At 35.3% G+C, this 21,610-nt stretch carries 11 protein-coding genes; 10 read left to right on the forward strand and 1 reads right to left on the reverse strand.

The genetic code is table 11. From position 1 onward, the window contains the following. Positions 1-14: 14 nt before the first annotated feature. Complete coding sequence (locus tag B4N66_RS13645) at positions 15-2,906, reverse strand: helix-turn-helix and ligand-binding sensor domain-containing protein (protein ID WP_291095407.1); 2,892 nt, start codon at positions 2,904-2,906, stop codon at positions 15-17. Positions 2,907-3,302: 396 nt separating this feature from the next. Here B4N66_RS13645 and B4N66_RS13650 point away from each other — a divergent pair, with 396 nt between their 5' ends. The 10 genes from B4N66_RS13650 to B4N66_RS13695 all read left to right on the forward strand — a co-directional run bounded on the left by B4N66_RS13650 (position 3,303) and on the right by B4N66_RS13695 (position 21,456). After that, positions 3,303-6,425: a SusC/RagA family TonB-linked outer membrane protein gene (locus tag B4N66_RS13650; protein ID WP_291095409.1), complete on the forward strand. Its 3,123-nt coding sequence runs from the start codon at positions 3,303-3,305 to the stop codon at positions 6,423-6,425. 11 nt (positions 6,426-6,436) lie between these two features. Further along, positions 6,437-7,951 carry a RagB/SusD family nutrient uptake outer membrane protein gene (locus B4N66_RS13655; protein ID WP_291095411.1) on the forward strand — a complete coding sequence of 505 codons (1,515 nt, stop codon included), beginning with the start codon at positions 6,437-6,439 and terminating at the stop codon, positions 7,949-7,951. Between the two features lie 12 nt (positions 7,952-7,963). Further along, positions 7,964-9,058: a PKD domain-containing protein gene (locus B4N66_RS13660; RefSeq protein WP_291095413.1), complete on the forward strand. Its 1,095-nt coding sequence runs from the start codon at positions 7,964-7,966 to the stop codon at positions 9,056-9,058. Between the two features lie 8 nt (positions 9,059-9,066). After that, on the forward strand, positions 9,067-9,987 hold the full coding sequence (locus B4N66_RS13665; RefSeq protein WP_291095415.1) for a PKD domain-containing protein: 921 nt from the start codon (positions 9,067-9,069) through the stop codon (positions 9,985-9,987). 56 nt (positions 9,988-10,043) lie between these two features. Continuing rightward, complete coding sequence (locus B4N66_RS13670) at positions 10,044-11,099, forward strand: glycoside hydrolase family 16 protein (protein WP_291095417.1); 1,056 nt, start codon at positions 10,044-10,046, stop codon at positions 11,097-11,099. Between the two features lie 141 nt (positions 11,100-11,240). Further along, the gene (locus tag B4N66_RS13675; RefSeq protein ID WP_291095419.1) at positions 11,241-12,695 is read left to right on the forward strand and encodes a glycoside hydrolase family 30 protein; all 1,455 of its coding nucleotides are present in this window, start codon (positions 11,241-11,243) and stop codon (positions 12,693-12,695) included. A 26-nt stretch (positions 12,696-12,721) separates the two neighbouring features. Beyond that, complete coding sequence (locus tag B4N66_RS13680) at positions 12,722-14,164, forward strand: glycoside hydrolase family 30 protein (protein ID WP_291095421.1); 1,443 nt, start codon at positions 12,722-12,724, stop codon at positions 14,162-14,164. A gap of 108 nt (positions 14,165-14,272) precedes the next feature. Next, positions 14,273-16,501, forward strand: a complete 2,229-nt coding sequence (bglX, locus tag B4N66_RS13685; protein WP_291095423.1) for a beta-glucosidase BglX — start codon at positions 14,273-14,275, stop codon at positions 16,499-16,501. A gap of 4 nt (positions 16,502-16,505) precedes the next feature. Further along, a complete protein-coding gene (locus B4N66_RS13690) occupies positions 16,506-18,443 on the forward strand; it encodes a sialate O-acetylesterase (RefSeq protein WP_291095425.1) in 1,938 nt (645 codons plus the stop codon). A 199-nt stretch (positions 18,444-18,642) separates the two neighbouring features. Continuing rightward, positions 18,643-21,456 (forward strand): GH92 family glycosyl hydrolase, encoded by a 2,814-nt coding sequence (locus tag B4N66_RS13695; protein WP_291095427.1) that lies wholly within the window; start codon positions 18,643-18,645, stop codon positions 21,454-21,456. Positions 21,457-21,610: the final 154 nt, after the last annotated feature.

Here is a 21,610-nt window from a genome sequence, read left to right on the forward strand (position 1 = left end):
ATTGAAAACGCATCTCATTCGAGGTGCGTTTTCTTTTCATCACTAACCAAGCTTTCTAAGTAGGATGAAAAATTTTCTTCGTGTTGAACATTTAATTTCTTTCGCACACGATACCGAGCATTTTCTACTCCACGGATAGAAATACTGAGCAAAGGAGCGATTTCTTTATTGCTCAAATCCATTTTAACAAAAGCACATAAACGCAATTCTCTTTTTGTTAACGAAGGGTTTAGTTCTTTTAGTTTTTCAAAGAAATTGTGGTTAACTTTTTCAAAATTTACATCAAAAATTTCCATGAATTCTTCGCCAATTTTGTTTTGATGAAGTTTTTGAAATATTTGACTAATGCGTTTTCTAAAGTCATCATTTTTATTAATTTCACGCAAGCTCTTTAAATCTAATTGAAGATCATTAAAAAGCTCTTTCTTCTGGCTTAATAATAGTGTATAATTGGCAAGTTGCTTGCTTTTTTCGATAACATCTTCTTCAAGATGAATTTTTGCAGCGTTAATTTTTTCTTTTTCTCGTAAAAGTTTTAGTTGTTCTAATTCTAATTCCAAGAGTTTTTTTGTTTTTTCAGCTTCAACTCGTGCCTTTGTTCTTTCTCGATCAATTTTTTTCTTAACTAAAATCCAAACGATGTAAATAAACAAAATAAATGAAGTAATGTATAAGAAAAAAGCAAAATTTGTTTGATACCATTTTGGTACAATCGTAAATTTATAACTGGTTTCTTTTCCTAGAATTCCTGATAAATTTCTACTCTTAATTTTAAAGATATAATCGCCAGGATTTAGATGTGTGAATTCTTTATAGGATGAATTTTGCCAACTAGACCAATCTTTATCAATTGGTTCAAGTTTATAACTAAATTGAATTTGTGTGCCTTTTGTCATTTCTGGAGCCGCAAATTCAAAACGCAATAAGGCAGTTTTGTTTGGAAATTCAATCGATGAACGACTTTTTATTTCTGCTAAAAACTGTTTTTGATTTGCAGTATACTTCACTGCACTCAGTTGAGTTGGAACAACAGCATTTGTAGTGTTATTTTTTAAGTTATAAAAAAACAAACCTAGATTAGAGCCAAATAATACTTGGTTTTCAGACAATGGAATTATGCATTCCATCCCTCGATTAAAATAGCCTTTAAGGTTTAAAAACAAATCTTTATAAAGCAATTTGTCATTGTTTTTTGTATAGAAATAGCCCGCCTCGTCATTCAAAACAAACCATGTTTTCGACCCCCTTGTAATTAGTTTTCGAGTGTTTTTAGTTGGGTCTAGAATTTTATTTAGTTTTTCATGTGGAACAAACCTATTTTGTTCATGGTTATATTGAAAAATTCCATTATTGGTAGTAAATACAATTTCATTTTCCCATTTAACTACATTGACGTTGTAAAACGATTTTAATCCATTTCTGTCAGTAAAATGTTCTACAGCTGTTGCTTTAGTATAATCACTGTTCAAGTGTACCTTAAACACACCTTGATAGCCATGACAAATCCAATAGGTGTTTTTATCATCAGATAATATAATATCTCTTGCAGATTCTTCAAATCCGGTAATTTTGTGCAAAAGTTTCCATTCATTGTCGCTTTTTTGCAAAAGATATAAACCGGTATAACATGATGCTAAATATTTGTTTGGATTTCCTTCAATTTGTGTGACTTTCCAGAAACCACTTTCTGTTCCAATTCTTTTTGGAACTAAATCTTCTAATACAAATAAACCATCATTGTGTGAAATAATTATGTCGTCATTAATTAATTGAATAGACCAGGTTTGACCCTGCAGTTCCTTTATTTTTGAAAATGAATAATAGGTGTCTGAATTTGATTCAAAAGAAGTATCGGCATAAAAAACACCGGAGTTTGTGGCTAAATATATTTTGGAATTATGAATTAAAACATCATACACAGACGCTTTATCGAACAAATTGATGAATGGAGGATTAAAATCCATAAATGACAATCCGTTGTTTGTAATAACCCAATAATTATTTTTTGATTTAAAAAGATTATGGATAGCAACATTTTTTAAGCTTCTATATGACGGATTTTTTTTATCAATAATTCCGGTTGTACTATTAAATTCAATAATTTTTGACGTTAATGTTCCCACCATTATGGTTTTGCCGTCTTTCCGTATTGCTTTTGAAATTTGATCGGGACTGTTAATATCAAACAAACTAAACCACATTTGTACAGTGTGGGTTTTTAAATTGCCTTTGTAAATGTTACCTGATTTTGAACACAAAATAATTTCATCTTCTCCATCAGATTCAAGCATTGATGCTATTTCTTCATCATTAAATTTGTTTGTTTCAAACAAAAGATTTAATTCTTTATTTGAAAGATTATATTTATAGATGCCGAATTTTGCATCTTGAACATAAAAATTATTATTTATAACAGCAGAGTTTATAAATGATGTATTTGCAGGAATAAATAAAGCCGTTTTTCCTTTAATAAGAATTAATCCATTAAAGGTTCTACAAATAATATATTCACCCAATTCGTGAATTTGCCAAATGTTTTCAATGTGTTTGTTCGTAAGATGCAATTCATTCATTAATGAATGATAATTGTATTTTCCTTTTTCATCTTTTAGTAAAGTACCAAATTCGTTGTAACCACCTGCGAAAATTTTTCCTGATTTAGATTTGAATAAACTCCTGACAGAGGAATTGTTAGGAAGATTGATTTTACTCCAGCGATTTCCATCAAAAAAAACAGCACCATCGTTATTGCCAAAAATCATTACTCCATCATTATCTTCACAAGCAGCCCAAAATTGAGGATCGGCATTAAAATTTGAACGATTGTAGTTTGTGATTTTAGCAATAGGATTAATTTTTAACTCATTGAAATTTACGTTTTGCGAAAAAACGATACAATTAATCATTAATAAAACAACGGTTAGTAATTGAAAATAGGTTCTCAATGGTGTTAATTATTAAAAAATGAAAGAAAAATGCTTAAAATCCCATCAAAAATAGTAAAAAAATTAGATTTAGGTGTAATATTTTATTTATTTAAATACTTGAAATTGAAATTATTATAGAATTAAGTGAATTAAAAGTGTAAGTAATTTTAAATTTGATGAGATACAAGTGTATAGAGCATTGTTAATGTTGTGTTAATATGAAATAATTTTAAGCTGCTATTAGAACGAAATCGTTAGAGTAGATTTTAAAATTATATTACTCGTAATAATAAGGTATATTTTTTTAGGATTCTTTACTTTTTTTAGAAATGGCAAAAAACAAAAACTAACAAATTATTTAAACAACCAAAATTTATGAAATTCAGCAAGTATTTAAGCATGCTTTTTCTCTTTGCTTTTTCAATGATTACCGCCCAAAACATTGAAATTAAAGGGAATGTAACGGATGGTTCGGGTAATCTCCCGCTACCTGGCGTTAATGTTGTAGTAAAGAACACAACAAGGGGAACTACAACCGATTTTGATGGTAATTATATGATCAAAGTCAATCCAAATGAAATTTTAGTGTTTTCTTTTGTCGGCTATGAGTCTCAAGAGATAGCCGTTTCTGAAAACACAACTATCAACGTAATTTTGAATGAAGAAAATAAATCTTTAGATGAAGTTGTTGTTGTTGGTTATGGTACACAAAAGAAAAGTGTTGTAACAGGTGCAATATCCAGCTTAAAAGCAAAGGATATTGAAAACATTCCAAACAGCGGCCGTGTTGAGCAAGCTTTGCAAGGAAGAACTTCGGGTGTGATTATCGCAAGCAATTCTGGTCAACCTGGAACTGCTGCTACTGTTCGTGTTCGTGGTATAACAACGTTTGATACTTATGGTGGAAATAATCCGCTTTGGGTTGTTGATGGTGTTATCGTAGAATCATCTGGTATTGGCTTTATTAATCAAAATGACATTGAATCAATTGAAGTTTTAAAAGATGCCGCTTCTTTGGCTATTTATGGTTCTAGAGCTGCTTCCGGTGTAATTTTGATTACAACCAAAAAAGGAAAATCAGGTAAAATTAGTGTGAACTATACTGGTTTTGCAGGTGTTTCTTCCGCAGCCAAAAAATTAGAAATGCTAAATGCTACAGAATATGCTGCATTAATGAATGAACGTTCAGTGGCTAGTGGAGGTAACATTATTTTCTCTGATTTGTCTTCTTTAGGCAGAGGAACCGATTGGCAATCGTATATTTTTGATGATTCAGCTAAACGATCTTCACACGAATTGAGCGTAAGTGGAGGTAATGATAAATCTACTTTTTATTTATCTTTTGGATTAATTGATCAAGAAGGTATCGTGTTACCTGAAATTTCAAAATTCAACAAGAAAAATATTCGTATTAACTCTACACACAAAATATCAGAATATTTCACTGTAGGTCAAACATTAGGTTATTCACATCAAAAATCTGTTGGTATTGGAAATACAAACAGCGAGTTTGGTGGGCCATTAAGTTCTGCGATAAATTTAGATCCAATTACACCCGTAATTGAGACTGATCCAGTTTTAATTAATCAAACACCTTATTTTTCTAATCCTGTTATTAGAGATTCATTTGGAAACCCGTATGGAATTTCAAATTTTGTAGGTCAAGAAATGTCAAATCCATTAGCCTATGCTCAAACGAGATTAGGTCATTTTGGATGGTCTGATGATTTTGTTGGAAATGCTTTTCTTGAAATTAAAACTCCAATTGAAGGACTTAAAATAAGAAGTTCAATAGGTGGAAAAATGGCCTTTTGGGGCGGTGAAGGTTTTACTCCAGAATTTTATTTAAACGCTTCGCTTTTAACTTTACAGAATAATTACGGTAGAAGCATAAACAAAACGTTTGGATGGAATATTGAAAATACAATTTCTTATTCAAAATCTTTTGATAAACACAATTTGGAAGCTATGATAGGTCAAGGTGCGTATGTTGATAACATAACCAGCGGAAGCAGTACCACTTATTTTGATTTACCAATCAACAATTATCAAGATGCGTCTTTTAATTTTGATTTACCAGCCGATAATAAAGTAGGATCTACCTATGATGGTATAGAGCATCATCTTTCTTCTCTTTTTGCAAGATTAAATTATAATTATGACGAAAAATACCTTTTTTCAGGAATTATAAGAAGAGATGGCTCCACCCGATTTGGTAAAAACAATAAGTATGGAACTTTCCCATCTTTTTCTGTGGGTTGGAATATTTCTAATGAGGGGTTTTGGAAAGAAAATAAAATTGTTAACACATTCAAATTAAGAGTAGGATATGGCATAACAGGAAACGATGGGATTCCAAATTTCGGTTATGCAGCATTAATTAACGGAGGTAGAAATTATACATTTGGTGCAGATGGCACCGTTATTGAAACGGGATACAGCCCTAGTGCACCGGATAATCCGGATTTAAAATGGGAAGAAACCGCTCAGTTTAATGTTGGTTTTGATGCAAAATTAGCTAACGATTTTACTTTAACAATTGAATACTATCGTAAAAAAACAACTGGAATTCTTCAGTATGTTACTATTCCTGGGTATGTTGGAGCAACAGGTGATCCGCTTGGAAACGTTGCAGATATGGAAAACAGTGGTTTTGAATTTGAATTAGGCTACAGAAAAAAAGTAGGTGAATTAAATGTTTCTGCAAACGCTAATTTTTCATCACTTAAAAACGAAGTAACTTACTTAGGTTTTGGTAAAGAATTTATAACCACTGGTCAAGCAGGATTCCAATCAATGGGTCCAATTACAAGAACTCAAGTAGGAGAAGCTTATAATTCGTTCTACGGTTATCAAACAGCTGGAATTTTTCAAAACATGGATGAAGTGAATGCCTACACCAATTCAAATGGAGGATTAATTCAACCAGATGCAAGACCAGGAGATTTTAGATGGGTAGATTCAAATGGAGATGGAACAATATCTGATGAAGATAAGGTGTTTTTAGGTAGTCCTCTTCCAAAATATACTTATGGTTTAACCCTTAATTTTGATTACAAAGGGTTTGATTTAATGACCTTTTTTCAAGGTGCAGGAGGAAATAAAATTTTTAAAGCCTTAAGAAGACTTGACATTCAGAATTCTAATTATCAGACAGATGCGTTGTCAAGATGGCATGGAGAAGGAACTTCAGATAGCTATCCTAGATTATCTATAGACGATCCTAATAGAAACTTTACTAACCCTTCCGATTTCTACTTGGAAGATGGAGATTATTTAAGACTAAAAGTTGTACAATTAGGCTATACTATCCCTAAAGATTTGTCTGGCAAAATAGGAGCAGAAAGACTTCGATTATTTTTGACGGCAGAAAACTTATTAACCTTAACAAAATATACTGGTTACGACCCAGAAATTGGAGGAAATATTATGGGTATAGATAGAGGATATTATCCACAAGCAAGATCATTTATGTTTGGTGTTAATCTTCAATTTTAAAAAAAATGATTATGAAAAGATTTAATTTAAAAAATGGTGTACTCGGAATTTTATTCTTAAGTACAATAATTGGTTGCTCTGACGACTTTGTTGAAATAGAGCCAAAAGGTGTATTTTCATCTGAAAATTATTATTCCAATCAAACAGAAGCTTTTAGCGGTTTAGTATCTGTTTATGATATTTTGAGAAAACAATCCGGTGGTTTCGAAAACATGATTGCTATGATGAATGCTGGTTCAGATGATCATTTTGCGGGAGGAGGAAGTTCTACTGATGGAGTTGGAATCCAGTCTTTTTCCAATTTTACAATCAATACAAACACAATTCCACTTAGTTTTTGGAGTGATTATTATCAAGGTATTTTTAGAGCAAATGTGTTGTTATTAAGAATACCATCAGCCGATATGGATGATAACTTAAGAAATCGTTACATTGCAGAAGCTAGAGCTCTACGCGGAATTTATTATTTCGAATTGGTAAGAATGTTTAAAAACGTTCCTTTAATTACAGTTCCATTAGATCCAAGTGAATTTTTAACAGTTCCGCAAGCAGATCCAGCAGCTGTTTATGCTCAAATTGAAGAAGATTTATTATTCTCAATTGACTATTTGCCTTCTACAATTGCAAATATGGGAATAGATGCCGGAAGATTAACCAAAGGTGCTGCTCAAGCGATGTTAGGTAAAGTGTTTTTGTTTCAAGGTAAAAATGCTTTAGCAGCAGAGCAATTGGCTCAAGTGAACGGAACACCGGGGCAAACAAACCAATACGGAAACAAATTGTTAGACAATTTTGGCGATTTATGGTTGGTTGCCAATAAATTTAACCAAGAATCTATTTTAGAAGTAGCTCATACCAATGTCGGTCTTTCCGGCTGGGGCAACTGGGGAAGCGGCACCGACGAAGGAAATTCATTAAACGTAATGGTTGGTCCAAGAGGATATGTCAAAATTGGTACAACTGCACCTGACTTACCTTCGGGATGGAGTTTTAATGTATTCACACAAGATTTTTATGACTTTATGGTAGGTGATCCTCGCTTTGAAGACACAGTTCTTGATTTAAAAACATTAAAGGAAAACGGAGAAGCAGATTATATTGCCGGATTTCAAGACACAGGTTATTTCCTAAACAAATTTGTTCCTAGACAAGCTGATGTGCACACCGGAGCTGGAGATGCCGTATTAAATTATAGACAAAACACGTATATGATTCGTCTTGCAGATACTTATTTGCTCGAAGCAGAAGCATTGGGAGCAACCGGAGCAAGAGCTCAAGCTTTATTAGATGCCGTAAGAGCACGCGTTGGATTGCCTTCTGTACCTGTTTCTTTAAACGCAATTAAAGACGAACGAAGAAAAGAACTTGCCGGAGAAGGACATCGTTTCTTTGACTTAGTACGATGGGGAGATGCTGCTACAAAATTATCCGCAAGAGGATTTGTAGCGGGTAAAAATGAAATTTTCCCAATTCCTTATCAAGAATTGGAAAACACCGCAATCGTTCAAAATCCACAATATAACTAACAAATACAGACCATGAAAAATATAAAAAGCATATTATTGTTGTTAGTTGCTATCTTTTCAACAAGTTGTTCAGAAGACAGTATTAGTGATGATTTATCATCGGTAAATTCATCTCAACCAAATAATATTAACTCTACTGTTCAAGTCAGTAATGATAATTCAGGTGAAGTTAAAATTACTCCAACCGGAAGCGATGCGACTTTCTTTACTGTCGATTTTGGCGATGGGACTTCAGAACCGGTAACACTTTCTGCAGGTGAAAATGTAACTCATGTTTATCAGGAAGGAAGTTATACTGTAAAGATCAATGCAACAAGCATTACAGGTCTTGAAACAGAAAGTTTAATTCCTTTTCAAATTACCTACAGAGCTCCTGAAAATCTTGAAATTACAAAATCAATTGACGGCTACAACCTTACCGTATCTGCTGTTGCCGATTTTGCAAATGGATTTTTGGTTTACTATGGAGCTGTTGCTAATGAAACCGGAACACCAATGGCTGTTGGGCAAACACTTCCTCCACACACTTATCCGAGTGCAGGAAGTTATCAGCTTAAAGTAGTAGCCTTAAGTGGAGGTGTAGCAACTTCTGAATTAATAGAAGAAGTTATTATTTTTGATCCATTTGAATTACCAATAACTTTTGAAAGTGAATTTGTAAATTATTTTTTCGGAACTTTTGGTGATGTAACTTTTGCAAAAGTTGATAATCCAAATCCTTCCGGATTAAACACAAGTGCAAAAGTAGGTCAATATACAAAACCTATGAATGTTCCCAATTGGAGCGGAACATACAGCCCGCTCAACAACCCTATTGATTTTTCTAATGGAAATAAAATTAAAGTTTTAGTTCACGCTTCAGAAGTGGGTAAAATGTTGAATGTTGAATTAGAATGGGCTGTTGGCGGAAATCCTGCCAACGGAGTAGCTGTTGTAAAAGTAGCCAACACAGTGGCAAACCAATGGCAAGAATTAACATTCGATTTCAGCACAATCGCCGGAATTCCTGCCGATGCTCAATTTACTCAACTTGTTTTGCGTTACAACGATGCAGATAATGGTGCAGGAGAAGTTATTTATATAGATAATATCAGATTAACAAATTAATGAAAGCTATGAAAACAAAAATTTTATATTTGATTTCTTTCCTCATGGTAGGAATAGGATTCACAAATTGTACCGATGAAGAGTATTCTCTTGGAGATTTAAATGCACCAACAAATCTCGTTATTAACACCGAAATTATTGGTCAAAATACTGAAAATCCGGATGGTGACGGTTCTGGTGATGTGATTATAAGTGTAACAGCCGATGGAGCCATTGGTTATAAAATTGATTATGGAACAGCTGCTCAATCAGAACTCGTAAGCCTAAGCTCTACAACAGTAACCAAACGATATTCTTCTACCGGAACCTATTTAATCACTGTAGTAGCCTACGGAAGCGGTGGTTCATCTACAACAGCTACAAAAGAAATTACAGTTAGAAGCGATTTTAATGTTGAGCCAGAAATTGTAACTTATTTAACCAACAATTCATCAAAAACATGGGTTGTAGATAAAGATGTTCCAGGCCATTTAGGCGTTGGTCCTTGGGAAGGTTCTTCAACCCCAGAATGGTGGTCTTCGGCTATTGATGAAAAAGTTGCGTGTTGCAATTGTTTTTATACATCAACGTTTACATTTAGCTTTTTGGCTGGCTCCAATTCTTACCAAATTAATGTAGCAACTCCAGATGGAGCTTTCACAAAAACCGGAGCTCTTTCTTCTATACCTGGTATTCCAGCATCGGGAGATGAAGGATGTTACAGCTATGGTGGTGCAGTAACTCCTTTCACATTTACAGGTGCCACTTCCGGAATTGCTGATTCTACTCAAACAGCAATACTTTTAGGAGGAACAACTAGCTTTATTGGTTACGGAGCTCTTCAAAAAAGCTATGAAATCATTGAATTAACAGAAAACTATATGTACCTAAGAGTGCAAGGAACAGAAACAGGAAATGCCTGGTATCTTAAATTGAAACCAGCTCTTTAATAAACTTAAAAATGCCCAATCAATATTGGGTTGGGCATTTTTTAATAAAATTTACTATGAAACAATTTTTTTCCTTTATCCTCATTATAACAAGTGCATTTTTTGCTTGTAGCAGCGACAGTAGTTCGTCTGAGAATAGTAACATGCCTCAAAATTTGCAACTTACCGCCAATGTTGTTGGTGCAGATGTGAGCAATCCCAACGGAAGCGGTTCCGGAATGGTAGAGTTTAGCTTTTCTGCCGATAACGCAACAAATTATAAATTAAATGTGGGTAATGGTCAAGTTGTTGAAACGCAATCAAATACCCATACGCATACGTATACAGGTAGTGGAATTTCTACCTACGAAGTTTTTGTTTCCGCCTATAACGGAACAAATTTTATATCAAAATCAATAACAGTAACCGTTTTTGTAGCTTCTTCTATGATTTGGTCAGAAGAATTTAATGTAAATGGAGCACCAAATAGTGCTTATTGGGGCTATGATTTAGGAACAGGTGGCGATGGTTGGGGAAACAATGAATCGCAATATTACACCAACAGACCGGAAAATGTAATTGTGGAAGACGGTCATCTAAAAATTAAATTAATCAAAGAAAACTATAGCGGAAGCCAATATACTTCTGCCAGAATTAAAACACAGAATAAATTTTCGTTTCGATACGGGAAAGTAGAAATAAGAGCAAAACTTCCAACCGGTGGCGGAACTTGGCCGGCTTTATGGATGCTTGGAGACAACATTTCATCTGCGGGATGGCCTGGTTGTGGTGAAATTGACATCATGGAGCACGTTGGAAACAGTCAAAACCTTATTCACGGAACGCTTCACCATCCTGGTCATTCCGGTGGAAATGGCGATGGCGGAAGTGTAACTGTTCCAAATGTTTCTTCCGAATTTCATCTTTACACAGTAGATTGGAGAGCATCATCTATAAAGTTTTATGTTGATAATCAATTGTTTTATACTTTTTCTAACAATAGTAATTTACCATTTAATCAAAACTTCTTTCTGATTATAAATTGTGCCATGGGCGGAAATTTTGGAGGAGCAATCGATTCAAATTTTACACAATCCGTTTTTGAAGTCGATTATATCAGAATTTATCAATAATACAGTTTGTTTTGAGTTAGTTATTTTTCCTTGAAAAAAATGCTTCTGTAGCAATACGGAAGCATTTTAAGGAGAAATTTTATCCTCAAAAATAAAATCATAACTATCCTTCTTCTAAAAAGAGAAAGAAAAAAATCCAATATGAAAAAAATAATTTTTACCTCAATGAAAGCAATCGCAATTTTGGCATTCGTATTGTCGCTGTCTCAATGTAGTCAGTCTTCAGAAGATTCTCAACCAACGGATGATGATACTCCGGTTGGAACCAACGAAGTTGATTTTTGGCTTACCAAAGGAAACCAATCCGTTAAACTACAAAAGCAAAATGGATTATTAATTTTCGGAACACAACCAAATATAAATCCTGTAATTGAAGTAAAACCCAACATTACTTACCAAGAAATAGAAGGGTTTGGCTATTCATTAACCGGAGGAAGTGCCGAAGTGATCAATCAATTAAACGCAACTAAAAAACAAGAGTTGCTTCAAGAACTTTTTGGATCTGGCGAAAATGATATTGCAGTAAGCTATTTACGAATCAGTATCGGAGCTTCTGATTTAAACAGCACTGTTTTTTCATATAACGATTTGCCAGCCGGACAAACTGATTTGAATCTAGATCAATTTAGTTTGGCACCGGATATGACGCATTTAATTCCGGTTTTAAAAGATATTTTACTTATCAATCCAAACATTAAAATCATGGGAAGTCCATGGTCACCACCGGTTTGGATGAAAGATAACGGCAGTACAATCGGAGGAAGCCTTCAACCGCAATATTATGGTGTTTATGCACAGTATTTTGTAAAATTTATTCAAAAAATGCAAGAAGAAGGTATCAGAATCGATGCCATTACACCACAAAACGAACCATTACATCCCGGAAATAATCCCAGTATGTATATGACGGCAAATCAACAAGCAGATTTCATTAAAAATCACCTCGGACCTGCTTTTGCTGCAGCAAATATTAACACAAAAATTATTATTTATGACCACAATTGTGATCAGCCGGGTTATCCGATTGCTGTTTTAAATGATCCTGCAGCAAAAAGTTATATTACCGGTTCTGCTTTTCATCTTTATGGAGGTGATGTCAATGCAATGTCGCAAGTAAAAACGGCTCATCCTGACAAAGATTTATATTTTACAGAACAATATACTTCCAACACAGGTTCATTTGATGGCGATTTAAAATGGCATATTAAAAATGTAATCATCGGAACCATGAAAAATTGGAGTAAAAATGCATTAGAATGGAATTTGGCAAACAATGCTTCATTCGGTCCACACACCCCCGGAGGATGCACAACTTGCAAAGGAGCAATTACTATCAACAGTTCAAGCAGTTTTACAAGAAATGTTGCTTATTATATTATTGCTCATGCTTCCAAATTTGTTCCGGATGGTTCCGTTAGAATTGACAGTAATTCAATTGGAGATATTCATAGTGTAGCTTTCAGAACTCCACAAGGAAAAAAAGTATTAATTGTTTTAAATGAAGGAAATATAGCCCAGTCATTTAACATTAAATTCAACCAAAAATGGGTAACTTCTTCACTCGATGCGGGTGCAGTTGGAACGTATGTTTGGTAAAATAATAATCAGTAAAAAAACACAAAATGAAATTTTCTATCGCCTTATTATTGGTTTCCGCAGTTGTTCTCGGGCAAACAAAGAATAAACCCAATTCAGATAATCTACTGCCAAAACCGGTTACAATTTATACATCGGCTCCTGATTCCGACTTAAAAATGACCAAAACCGGACAGGAAACTTTTAAGCCCTACAGTCAACCTTTCGAAACACAATTGTGCGTTTTTGTTCATCCAAACAAAAAAAATCAAACTTTCTTAGGAATTGGAGGAGCAATAACTGATGCCAGTGCCGAAGTTTTTGCTAAATTATCCAAAGAAAAACAAGAAGAATTTTTGAATGCTTATTTTGATAAGGAAAAAGGTATCGGCTATACCATCATTAGAACTAACATCCACAGCTGCGATTTTAGTTCCGGAAGCTATACGTATGTAGAAGAAGGTGATAAAGAATTAAAAACTTTTTCTATCGAACACGACCGAGCTTTTAAAATTCCATTAATCAAAAAAGCAATGGCAAAAGCAGGTAAAACCACGTTTTATGCTAGTCCGTGGAGTCCGCCGGCTTTTATGAAAGATTCTAAAAATATGCTTAAAGGCGGCAAGTTATTACCAGAATTCTATCAGTCGTGGGCAAATTACTATGTAAAGTTTGTACAAGCTTATGAAAAAGAAGGCATTCCGGTTTGGGGTTTAACCATTCAAAATGAACCAATGGCAACTCAAATTTGGGAATCCTGCATTTATACTGCCGAAGAAGAACGCGATTTCTTAAAAAAATATTTAGGCCCAACATTGCATAAAAATGGATTAAAAGACCTAAAAATCACCGTGTGGGATCATAACAGAGATTTGCTTACGCAAAGAGCCAGCACCGTGTTAGATGATCCTGAAGCGGCCAAATATGTGTGGGGAATTGGTTTCCATTGGTATGAAAACTGGAGCGGCGGAAATCCGATGTTTGAAAATGTTGGAAAAGTACACCAAATGTATCCGGATAAAAATTTATTGTTCACCGAAGGTTGTGTAGAAAAATTCTCTGCCGAAAAATACCAATTTTGGGCAAACGGTCAACGTTACGGTCGTTCAATGATACACGATTTTAATAACGGAACCGTAGGTTGGACCGATTGGAATATTTTATTAGACCAAAACGGTGGACCAAATCACGTAGGAAACTTTTGTTTTTCACCAATTCATGGCGATACATCAACCGGAGAACTGATTTATACTCCATCGTATTATTTCATTGGACATTTTTCAAAATTTATCAAACCGGGAGCAAAAAACATTAGTAATTCGGTTAGCCGAAGTCAATTAATTGCCACTACTTTTCAAAATCCAAATGGAGAATTAGTAACCGTTGTTATGAATGAATCCGACAAAGAATTAACCTATTTATTAAGCAATAATAGTCAAGTGAGTGAATTGAAAATTCCGGCAAAAGCGATACAGACATTGGTTTATTAAATTTTTATGTTGTAATCATGTAAAATAAATAGTTAAAAGTAAAGACTATATTTCCCTAAACCTGACAGGTTTTAAAATCTGTCAGGTTTAAATTTTAAAAAAACAAATATGAATAAAAAGACAATTTTAGTATTGATTATTTTACTTTCAATTAGTTCTTTTTCACAAGATAAATTGATTGAACAAAAGGTGGAAAATCTTTTGAAACAAATGACGTTGGAAGAAAAAATTGGTCAACTTAATCAATATACAGGTGATGGTGGTGCCACTGGGCCAATTACCATAAACCCAAACAAACAAGCAGAAATCAAACAAGGTTTAATCGGTTCCATGCTCAATGTGATGGGAGTTCAACACACGCGTCAATACCAAGAATTAGCCATGCAATCCCGATTAAAAATTCCTTTACTTTTTGGTTTAGATGTGGTGCACGGTTATAAAACCACTTTTCCACTTCCTTTGGCCGAAGCAGCCAGTTGGGATTTAGAAGCTATCGAAAAATCAGCCAGAATTGCAGCAATTGAAGCTTCTGCAAACGGAATTCACTGGACGTTTGCTCCCATGGTCGATATCGGCCGTGATCCACGTTGGGGAAGAGTCATGGAAGGTGCAGGAGAAGATACCTACTTAGGTTCCAAAATAGCATTTGCTCGTGTAAAAGGCTTTCAAGGAAAAAAATTAGGTGATTTAGATGCCGTAATGGCTTGTTCCAAACATTTTGCAGCTTACGGAGCTGCTTTGGGAGGAAGAGATTATAATTCCGTCGACATGAGCGAACGAATGCTTTGGGAAACTTATTTGCCACCTTTCAAAGCCACTGTTGATGCCGGTGTTGCCACGTTTATGAACTCTTTTAACGACTTAAACGGAATTCCAGCCACCGGAAATGCCTATTTGCAACGTGATATTTTAAAAGGCAAATGGAATTTCAAAGGTTTTGTGGTTTCCGATTGGGGTTCAATCGGCGAAATGATTGCTCATGGCTATGCAAAAAACGGTAAAGAAGCAGCATTGTCTGCCATTACAGCCGGTAGCGATATGGATATGGAAAGTAATGCCTATCGCTATAATTTAGCCGCTTTGGTCAACGAAGGAAAAGTAGATATTGCTCTCGTAGATGATGCCGTTCGACGCATTTTATACAAAAAATTCGAATTAGGTTTATTTGATGATCCGTACCGCTTTTCCAATGCGGAAAGACAAAAAAAAGCATTGAACAATCCTGAACACACAAAATTTGCTCGTGAAATTGCGGCAAAAAGTATTGTTTTACTCAAAAACGAAAACAATTTGCTTCCGCTTTCCAAGCAAATCAAAACCATTGCTTTTATTGGTCCAGCCGTAAAGCCAGCTCGAGGAAACCACGGGTTTTGGTCGATTGATGTGAAAGAAGTCGATTCAACCTACATCATTTCACAATGGAAAGGATTAGAAAATAAAGTCGGCAAAAACACCAAACTACTTTATGCCAGAGGTTGCGGTTTCGAAGATACCAGTAAAGCCGGTTTTGACGAAGCCATTGCCGTTGCCAAACAAGCCGATGTTGTTATTCTAACAATTGGTGAACGTTGGGACATGAGCGGCGAAGCCAAAAGCCGAAGCAGTATTCAATTACTCGGCGTGCAGGAAGATTTAGTAAAAGCCATTCACGCCACCGGAAAACCAATGGTCGTGCTCATTAATGCCGGAAGACCACTTGTTTTTGATTGGACAGCCGATAACGTTCCAGCCATTCTTTATACGTGGTGGTTAGGTAGCGAAGCCGGAAATGCCATTGCCGATGTGCTTTTTGGCGATTATAATCCGTCTGCCAAGTTACCAATGACTTTCCCGAGAAGTGAAGGACAAATTCCCATTTACTACAATTATTTCAACACCGGAAGACCTTCAAAAGAAGAAAATCATACCAATTATGTTTCGGCGTATATCGATTTAAAAAACTCACCTAAATTTCCCTTCGGATATGGGTTGAGTTATACCACATTTGAGTATTCTAATCTTCAACTTTCATCTTCAAAAATAAAAGAATCAGAAAAAATCACACTTTCATTTCAACTAAAAAATACGGGAAAAGTAGCTGGTGAAGAGGTTGTTCAACTATATATTCAAGACAAATTTGCTTCAGTAGTACGTCCTGTTAAAGAGTTGAAAGACTTTCAAAAAATAAAACTTCAACCCAACGAAACAAAAACAATTACGTTTATAATCGACAAAGAAAAACTCTCATTCTACAACCAAAAATTAGATTGGATAGCCGAACCGGGCGAGTTTGAAGTCATGATCGGAACTTCTTCTGCTGATATTCGTTTAAATCAACTGTTTGAATTAATAAATTAAAAAGATGAAAATTTTCATTTTAGTAGTGTTGTTCTTTAGCAATGAAATTTATGCAGAAGTTAAACTAGCTTCAATTTTTGCAGACAATATGGTGTTGCAACGTGACATTAAAATACCAATTTGGGGTTGGGCAGCGGTTAATGAACATATTACAGTTCAATTTCACAACCAATCAAAATCCACCAAGGCAGATCATAACGGAAAATGGATTATTTATTTAGACAAAGAAAATGCCGGCGGACCATTTGTTTTAAATGTCAAAGGCAAAAACACCATCCAAATTAAAAATATCTTAGTTGGCGAAGTTTGGATTTGCTCCGGACAATCAAACATGGAATGGACAGTCGGACAAGCTGAAAATGCAACCGAAGAAATTGCATCAGCCAATTTTTCAATCATTCGACACATAAAAATTCCTAAAGAAGTTAATAGTCAGCCCAATAGCGATTTTAAAACTACGCCATGGGAAGTTTGTTCACCACAAACTGTTGAAAATTTTACCGCTATTGGCTATTTTTTTGCAAAAGAATTGACTCAAGAAGTGGCCATTCCAATTGGTCTAATTAATGCTTCTTGGGGCGGAACCAATATTGAAACGTGGATTAGCAAACAAGGTTTTGAATCGGAGGTAGAGTTTCAGGAAATGATTCAAACCATGCCAAAAATTAACTTAGATTCACTTTTAAAACTAAAAATAGAATCAGCCGAAAGACAAATCGAAAGCATACAAAATGCCAAACTAGATTCAAAAAAAGCAGCATCATTCAACTTAGTTGATGTAAACGATTCAACTTGGCCCGAAATGCAACAACCCGGCATTTGGGAAACACAACAATTAGGAAATTTTGACGGTGTTGTCTGGTTGCGAAAGCAGTTTCATTTAGAAAAGGCAACCAACGCAATTATCCTAGAAATTCCGGCAATTGATGATAACGATATTACCTACGTGAACGGAATTAAAATTGGTCAAACAAACGGCTGGGATAAAAAAAGAACCTATCAAATTCCGGCAGAAATTCTCAAAACCGGACAAAATACAATTGCTATTCGCATAGAAGATAATGGCGGCGGTGGCGGAATTCATGGCAACGAAAACGAATTGAAATTAATCTTCCAAAACAAAGAAATTCCCCTCGCAGGAAAATGGAAATTTCAAGTAGAATCAATTAAAAACAGCATCAACGAAAATGATTTTCCTTCGCTTTGCTACAATGCAATGATTCATCCGCTCATTCCGTTTGCATTCAAAGGAGTACTTTGGTATCAAGGCGAGAGCAATGCAGCCAGAGCCTATCAATATCGAAAAGCTTTTCCGTTATTAATCCACGATTGGCGACAAAAATGGCAAACAGATTTCCCATTCTATTTTGTTCAATTGGCAACCTTTACAACTGTGGGAAACAGCAACCAAGGCTGTGATTGGGCAGAATTGCGAGAAGCTCAAACTCAAACATTAGCCCTAAAAAACACCGGAATGGTTGTAACGACCGACATTGGTGATCCAACCGACATTCATCCCAAAAACAAACAAACAGTTGGTAAGCGACTGTCAACCATTGCCTTACACCATTTACACCAAAAAAATAAAATACATAACGGTCCAACGTTTCAGTCTTTTCAAAAAAATGAAAACCAATTAATCATTACTTTTCAAAACACAGGAAAAGGATTGACAACCACCAACGATTACGGATTTGTATATGGGTTTGAAATCGCCGGACAAGATCAGCATTTTCAAACCGCCAAAGCCTATATCAAAAACAATAAAATAATCGTAAGTAGCGATAAAGTGCCAAACCCTGTTGCCGTTCGTTTCGGTTGGATTGGCGATGCATCGCATTGCAATTTGTTCAATATAGAAGGATTTCCTGCCGTTCCATTTCGTTCAGACAATTGGAAAATAAGCACAGAAACCGTCAAATATACCATTTCAACCCACTAATTTTTTTCAACTTCATATTTGTTTTCTTAAAAGGCATTCAGCATTTGTTGAGTGCTTTTTTTGTGGGCGTTCCCCAAGGGTCGGGCTTTCCGCTCTATCTTTTGTTCCGCAAGCTCCACAAAAGGATGCCGCTGCAATCCCTAACGCAAATCCTGCTCAAAAAGAAAATTTAGTATATTTGAAGAACAAACAAACAACTATGCGATTTCTACTTCTCTCCGTTTTTTTATTCATATCCGGACTAAATTTTAGTCAAAATTACCAACAATACGTCAACCCATTTATCGGAACAGGCGGAACCGGACACGCATTTCCCGGAGCAACCGTACCATTCGGAATGGTTCAACTTTCTCCAGACACCCGCATCGACGGTAGTTGGGAAGGCTGTTCCGGCTATCATTATTCCGACAACCGAATTTATGGTTTCTCGCACACACATCTCAATGGAACCGGCGTTTCAGATTATGGTGATATTTTGCTCATGCCAACCATGGGCGAACCTTCCTTTGACAACAAAATCTATTCCTCTACTTTTTCTCATACCAACGAAAAAGCATCCGCCGGATTTTATTCTGTAAAATTAGATAAACACAATATTGATGTTCGTTTAACCACGTCAACCAGAATAGGTTTTCACGAATATACATTCAATGAAAGTGGTTTAGCAAATATTATCTTGGATTTAAACCATCGAGATAAGTTATTAGAAGGTAAAATCCGAGTTATTAATGACAGAACTATTGAAGTTTTACGAAGAAGTGAAGCTTGGGCAAGTAATCAATATGTTTATGCTAGGATTGAATTTAATCAAAAAATGGCAGTTTCAAGAGTCAATAAGTCAGATTCGGAAAATCTTGAAATAGTCGGAATGAGTTTCTCCAAAAAAGTCAAAAAAGGTGAAAAACTACTCCTAAAAGTAGCCCTTTCACCCACCGGGTACGAAGGAGCACAACTCAACAGCACCGAAATCCCACATTGGGACTTTGAAAAAGTAAAAAAAGCTGCCGAACAAATGTGGAACAAAGAACTCTCCAAAATTGAAGTCACTTCTTCCGATAAAAATAAACTCACTATTTTCTATACGGCTTTGTATCACACGATGATGCAACCCAACATCGCTCAGGATTTAGACGGAAAATACCGAGGTCGCGACAACAAAATTCATCAAGCCGAAGGATTTGATTATTACACCGTTTTTTCCCTTTGGGATACCTTTCGAGCCGCTCATCCGCTTTATACGTTGATTGATAAAAAGCGAACATCCGATTACATCAACACCTTTATCAAACAATTTGAACAAGGCGGCCGCTTACCCGTTTGGGAACTCGCTTCTAACGAAACCGATTGTATGATTGGTTATCATTCCGTTTCTGTGATTGCTGATGCAATGGTCAAAGGCATCAAAGGTTTTGATTATGAAAAAGCCTATGAAGCCGCCAAACATTCCGCTATGCTCGATCATTTAGGGTTGGATGCCTACAAAAAACAAGGTTTTATTTCAATTGATGATGAACATGAAAGTGTTTCCAAAACCTTAGAATATGCGTACGACGATTGGTGCATCGCTCAAATGGCTCAATTATTAGACAAAAAAGAAGATTATCAGTATTTTATGCTTCGTTCTCAAAATTGGAAAAACCTTTTCAATTGGGAAACCGGATTCATTCAACCCAAAAAAAATGGCGGTTGGGATAAACCTTTTGACCCAAAAGAAGTGAACAATAATTACACTGAAGCGAATGGCTGGCAATACACGTTTTTTGTACCGCAAGATATTGATGGAATGATAGAAGCAATGGGTGGAAATGAAAAATTTGAAGCCAAATTAGACGAAATGTTCAACAGTGTCAGCGAAACTTCCGGTCGTCATCAAGTCGACATCACCGGTTTAATCGGGCAATATGCTCACGGAAACGAACCGAGTCATCATGTAGCCTATTTGTACAATTATGTAGGTAAACCTGAAAAAACAAAAGAGAAAGTACATTTTATTTTAGACAATTTCTACAAAAATGACCCCGACGGCTTAATCGGCAACGAAGATTGCGGACAAATGAGTGCGTGGTATGTGTTGAGTTCGATGGGGATTTATAATGTAACTCCTGGTCAACCAAATTGGACGACATCAGAGCCTTATTTTGAAAAAATAAAAGTGAATTTTGAAAATGGTGAAGCTGTAGATGTAATAAAAAATAATAATAAAGAACTAGGTTTTTTTATTAAGAGACCAATTGATACATCCGACTACTATTATTCTAGAATACTTTCAGTTGTTCCAGTTATTCATGCTGAAAGTAAATCTTTTAAAGATAAAATGACGATTGAAATTACTCATTCTACTTTATCTGAAAGAAAATTTAGAGGACAAGCTGTATATTATCGTGTTATTGATGAATTAAATAAAAATTCAGAATTTAAACCCTACTTTGAACCATTTGAAATTTCTAAAACATCAACAATTGAAACTTACTTTAGAGAATCAATTGAGTCAAAAGGACCTTTGAGTGCAACTGTTTCAGCCACTTTCTTCAAAAAACCAAACAATTTCACCATCGATATCAAATCAACATACAATCCGCAATACCACGCCGGTGGTCCGGAAGGCTTGATTGATGGTATTTTTGGAACAGAAAACTGGCGAAAAGGCGATTGGCAAGGTTATCAAATCCACGATTTTGAAGCAATCATCGATATGCAATCCACCCGTGAAATCAATCAAATTACCGCCAATTTTCTACAAGATACCCGTTCGTGGATTTTAATGCCAACCAAAGTGGAGTATTATATCTCAGATGATAATGTGAATTTTACGCTTTTCGACACACAAAACAATACAATTGACCCGAAAGACTACAATTCCATCATCAAAGGATTTAAAAGCATCAAAAAACATGTAAAAGCTCGCTACGTAAAAGTAAAAGCCACCAACTTCGGTAAGTTACCCGAATGGCATCAAGGTTTTCCGTTTGATGGGGAAGCGTTTATTTTTGTGGATGAAATTACGGTGGAATGACCTCCCCCCAACCCCCTCCAAAGGAGGGGGAGACGAGACGTTTATAAAATGCGGAAATATTTTGATTAATAATCCGTTTCAATCCATTTTAAGCGAAGCGGATCAAAAAAATCAGCGGAAATCTATTAAATCATTCTAATCCGTGTTCCATTGA

It is taken from the genome of Flavobacterium sp. UBA2787, from assembly GCA_002352205.1.
GTDB lineage: Bacteria > Bacteroidota > Bacteroidia > Flavobacteriales > Flavobacteriaceae > Flavobacterium.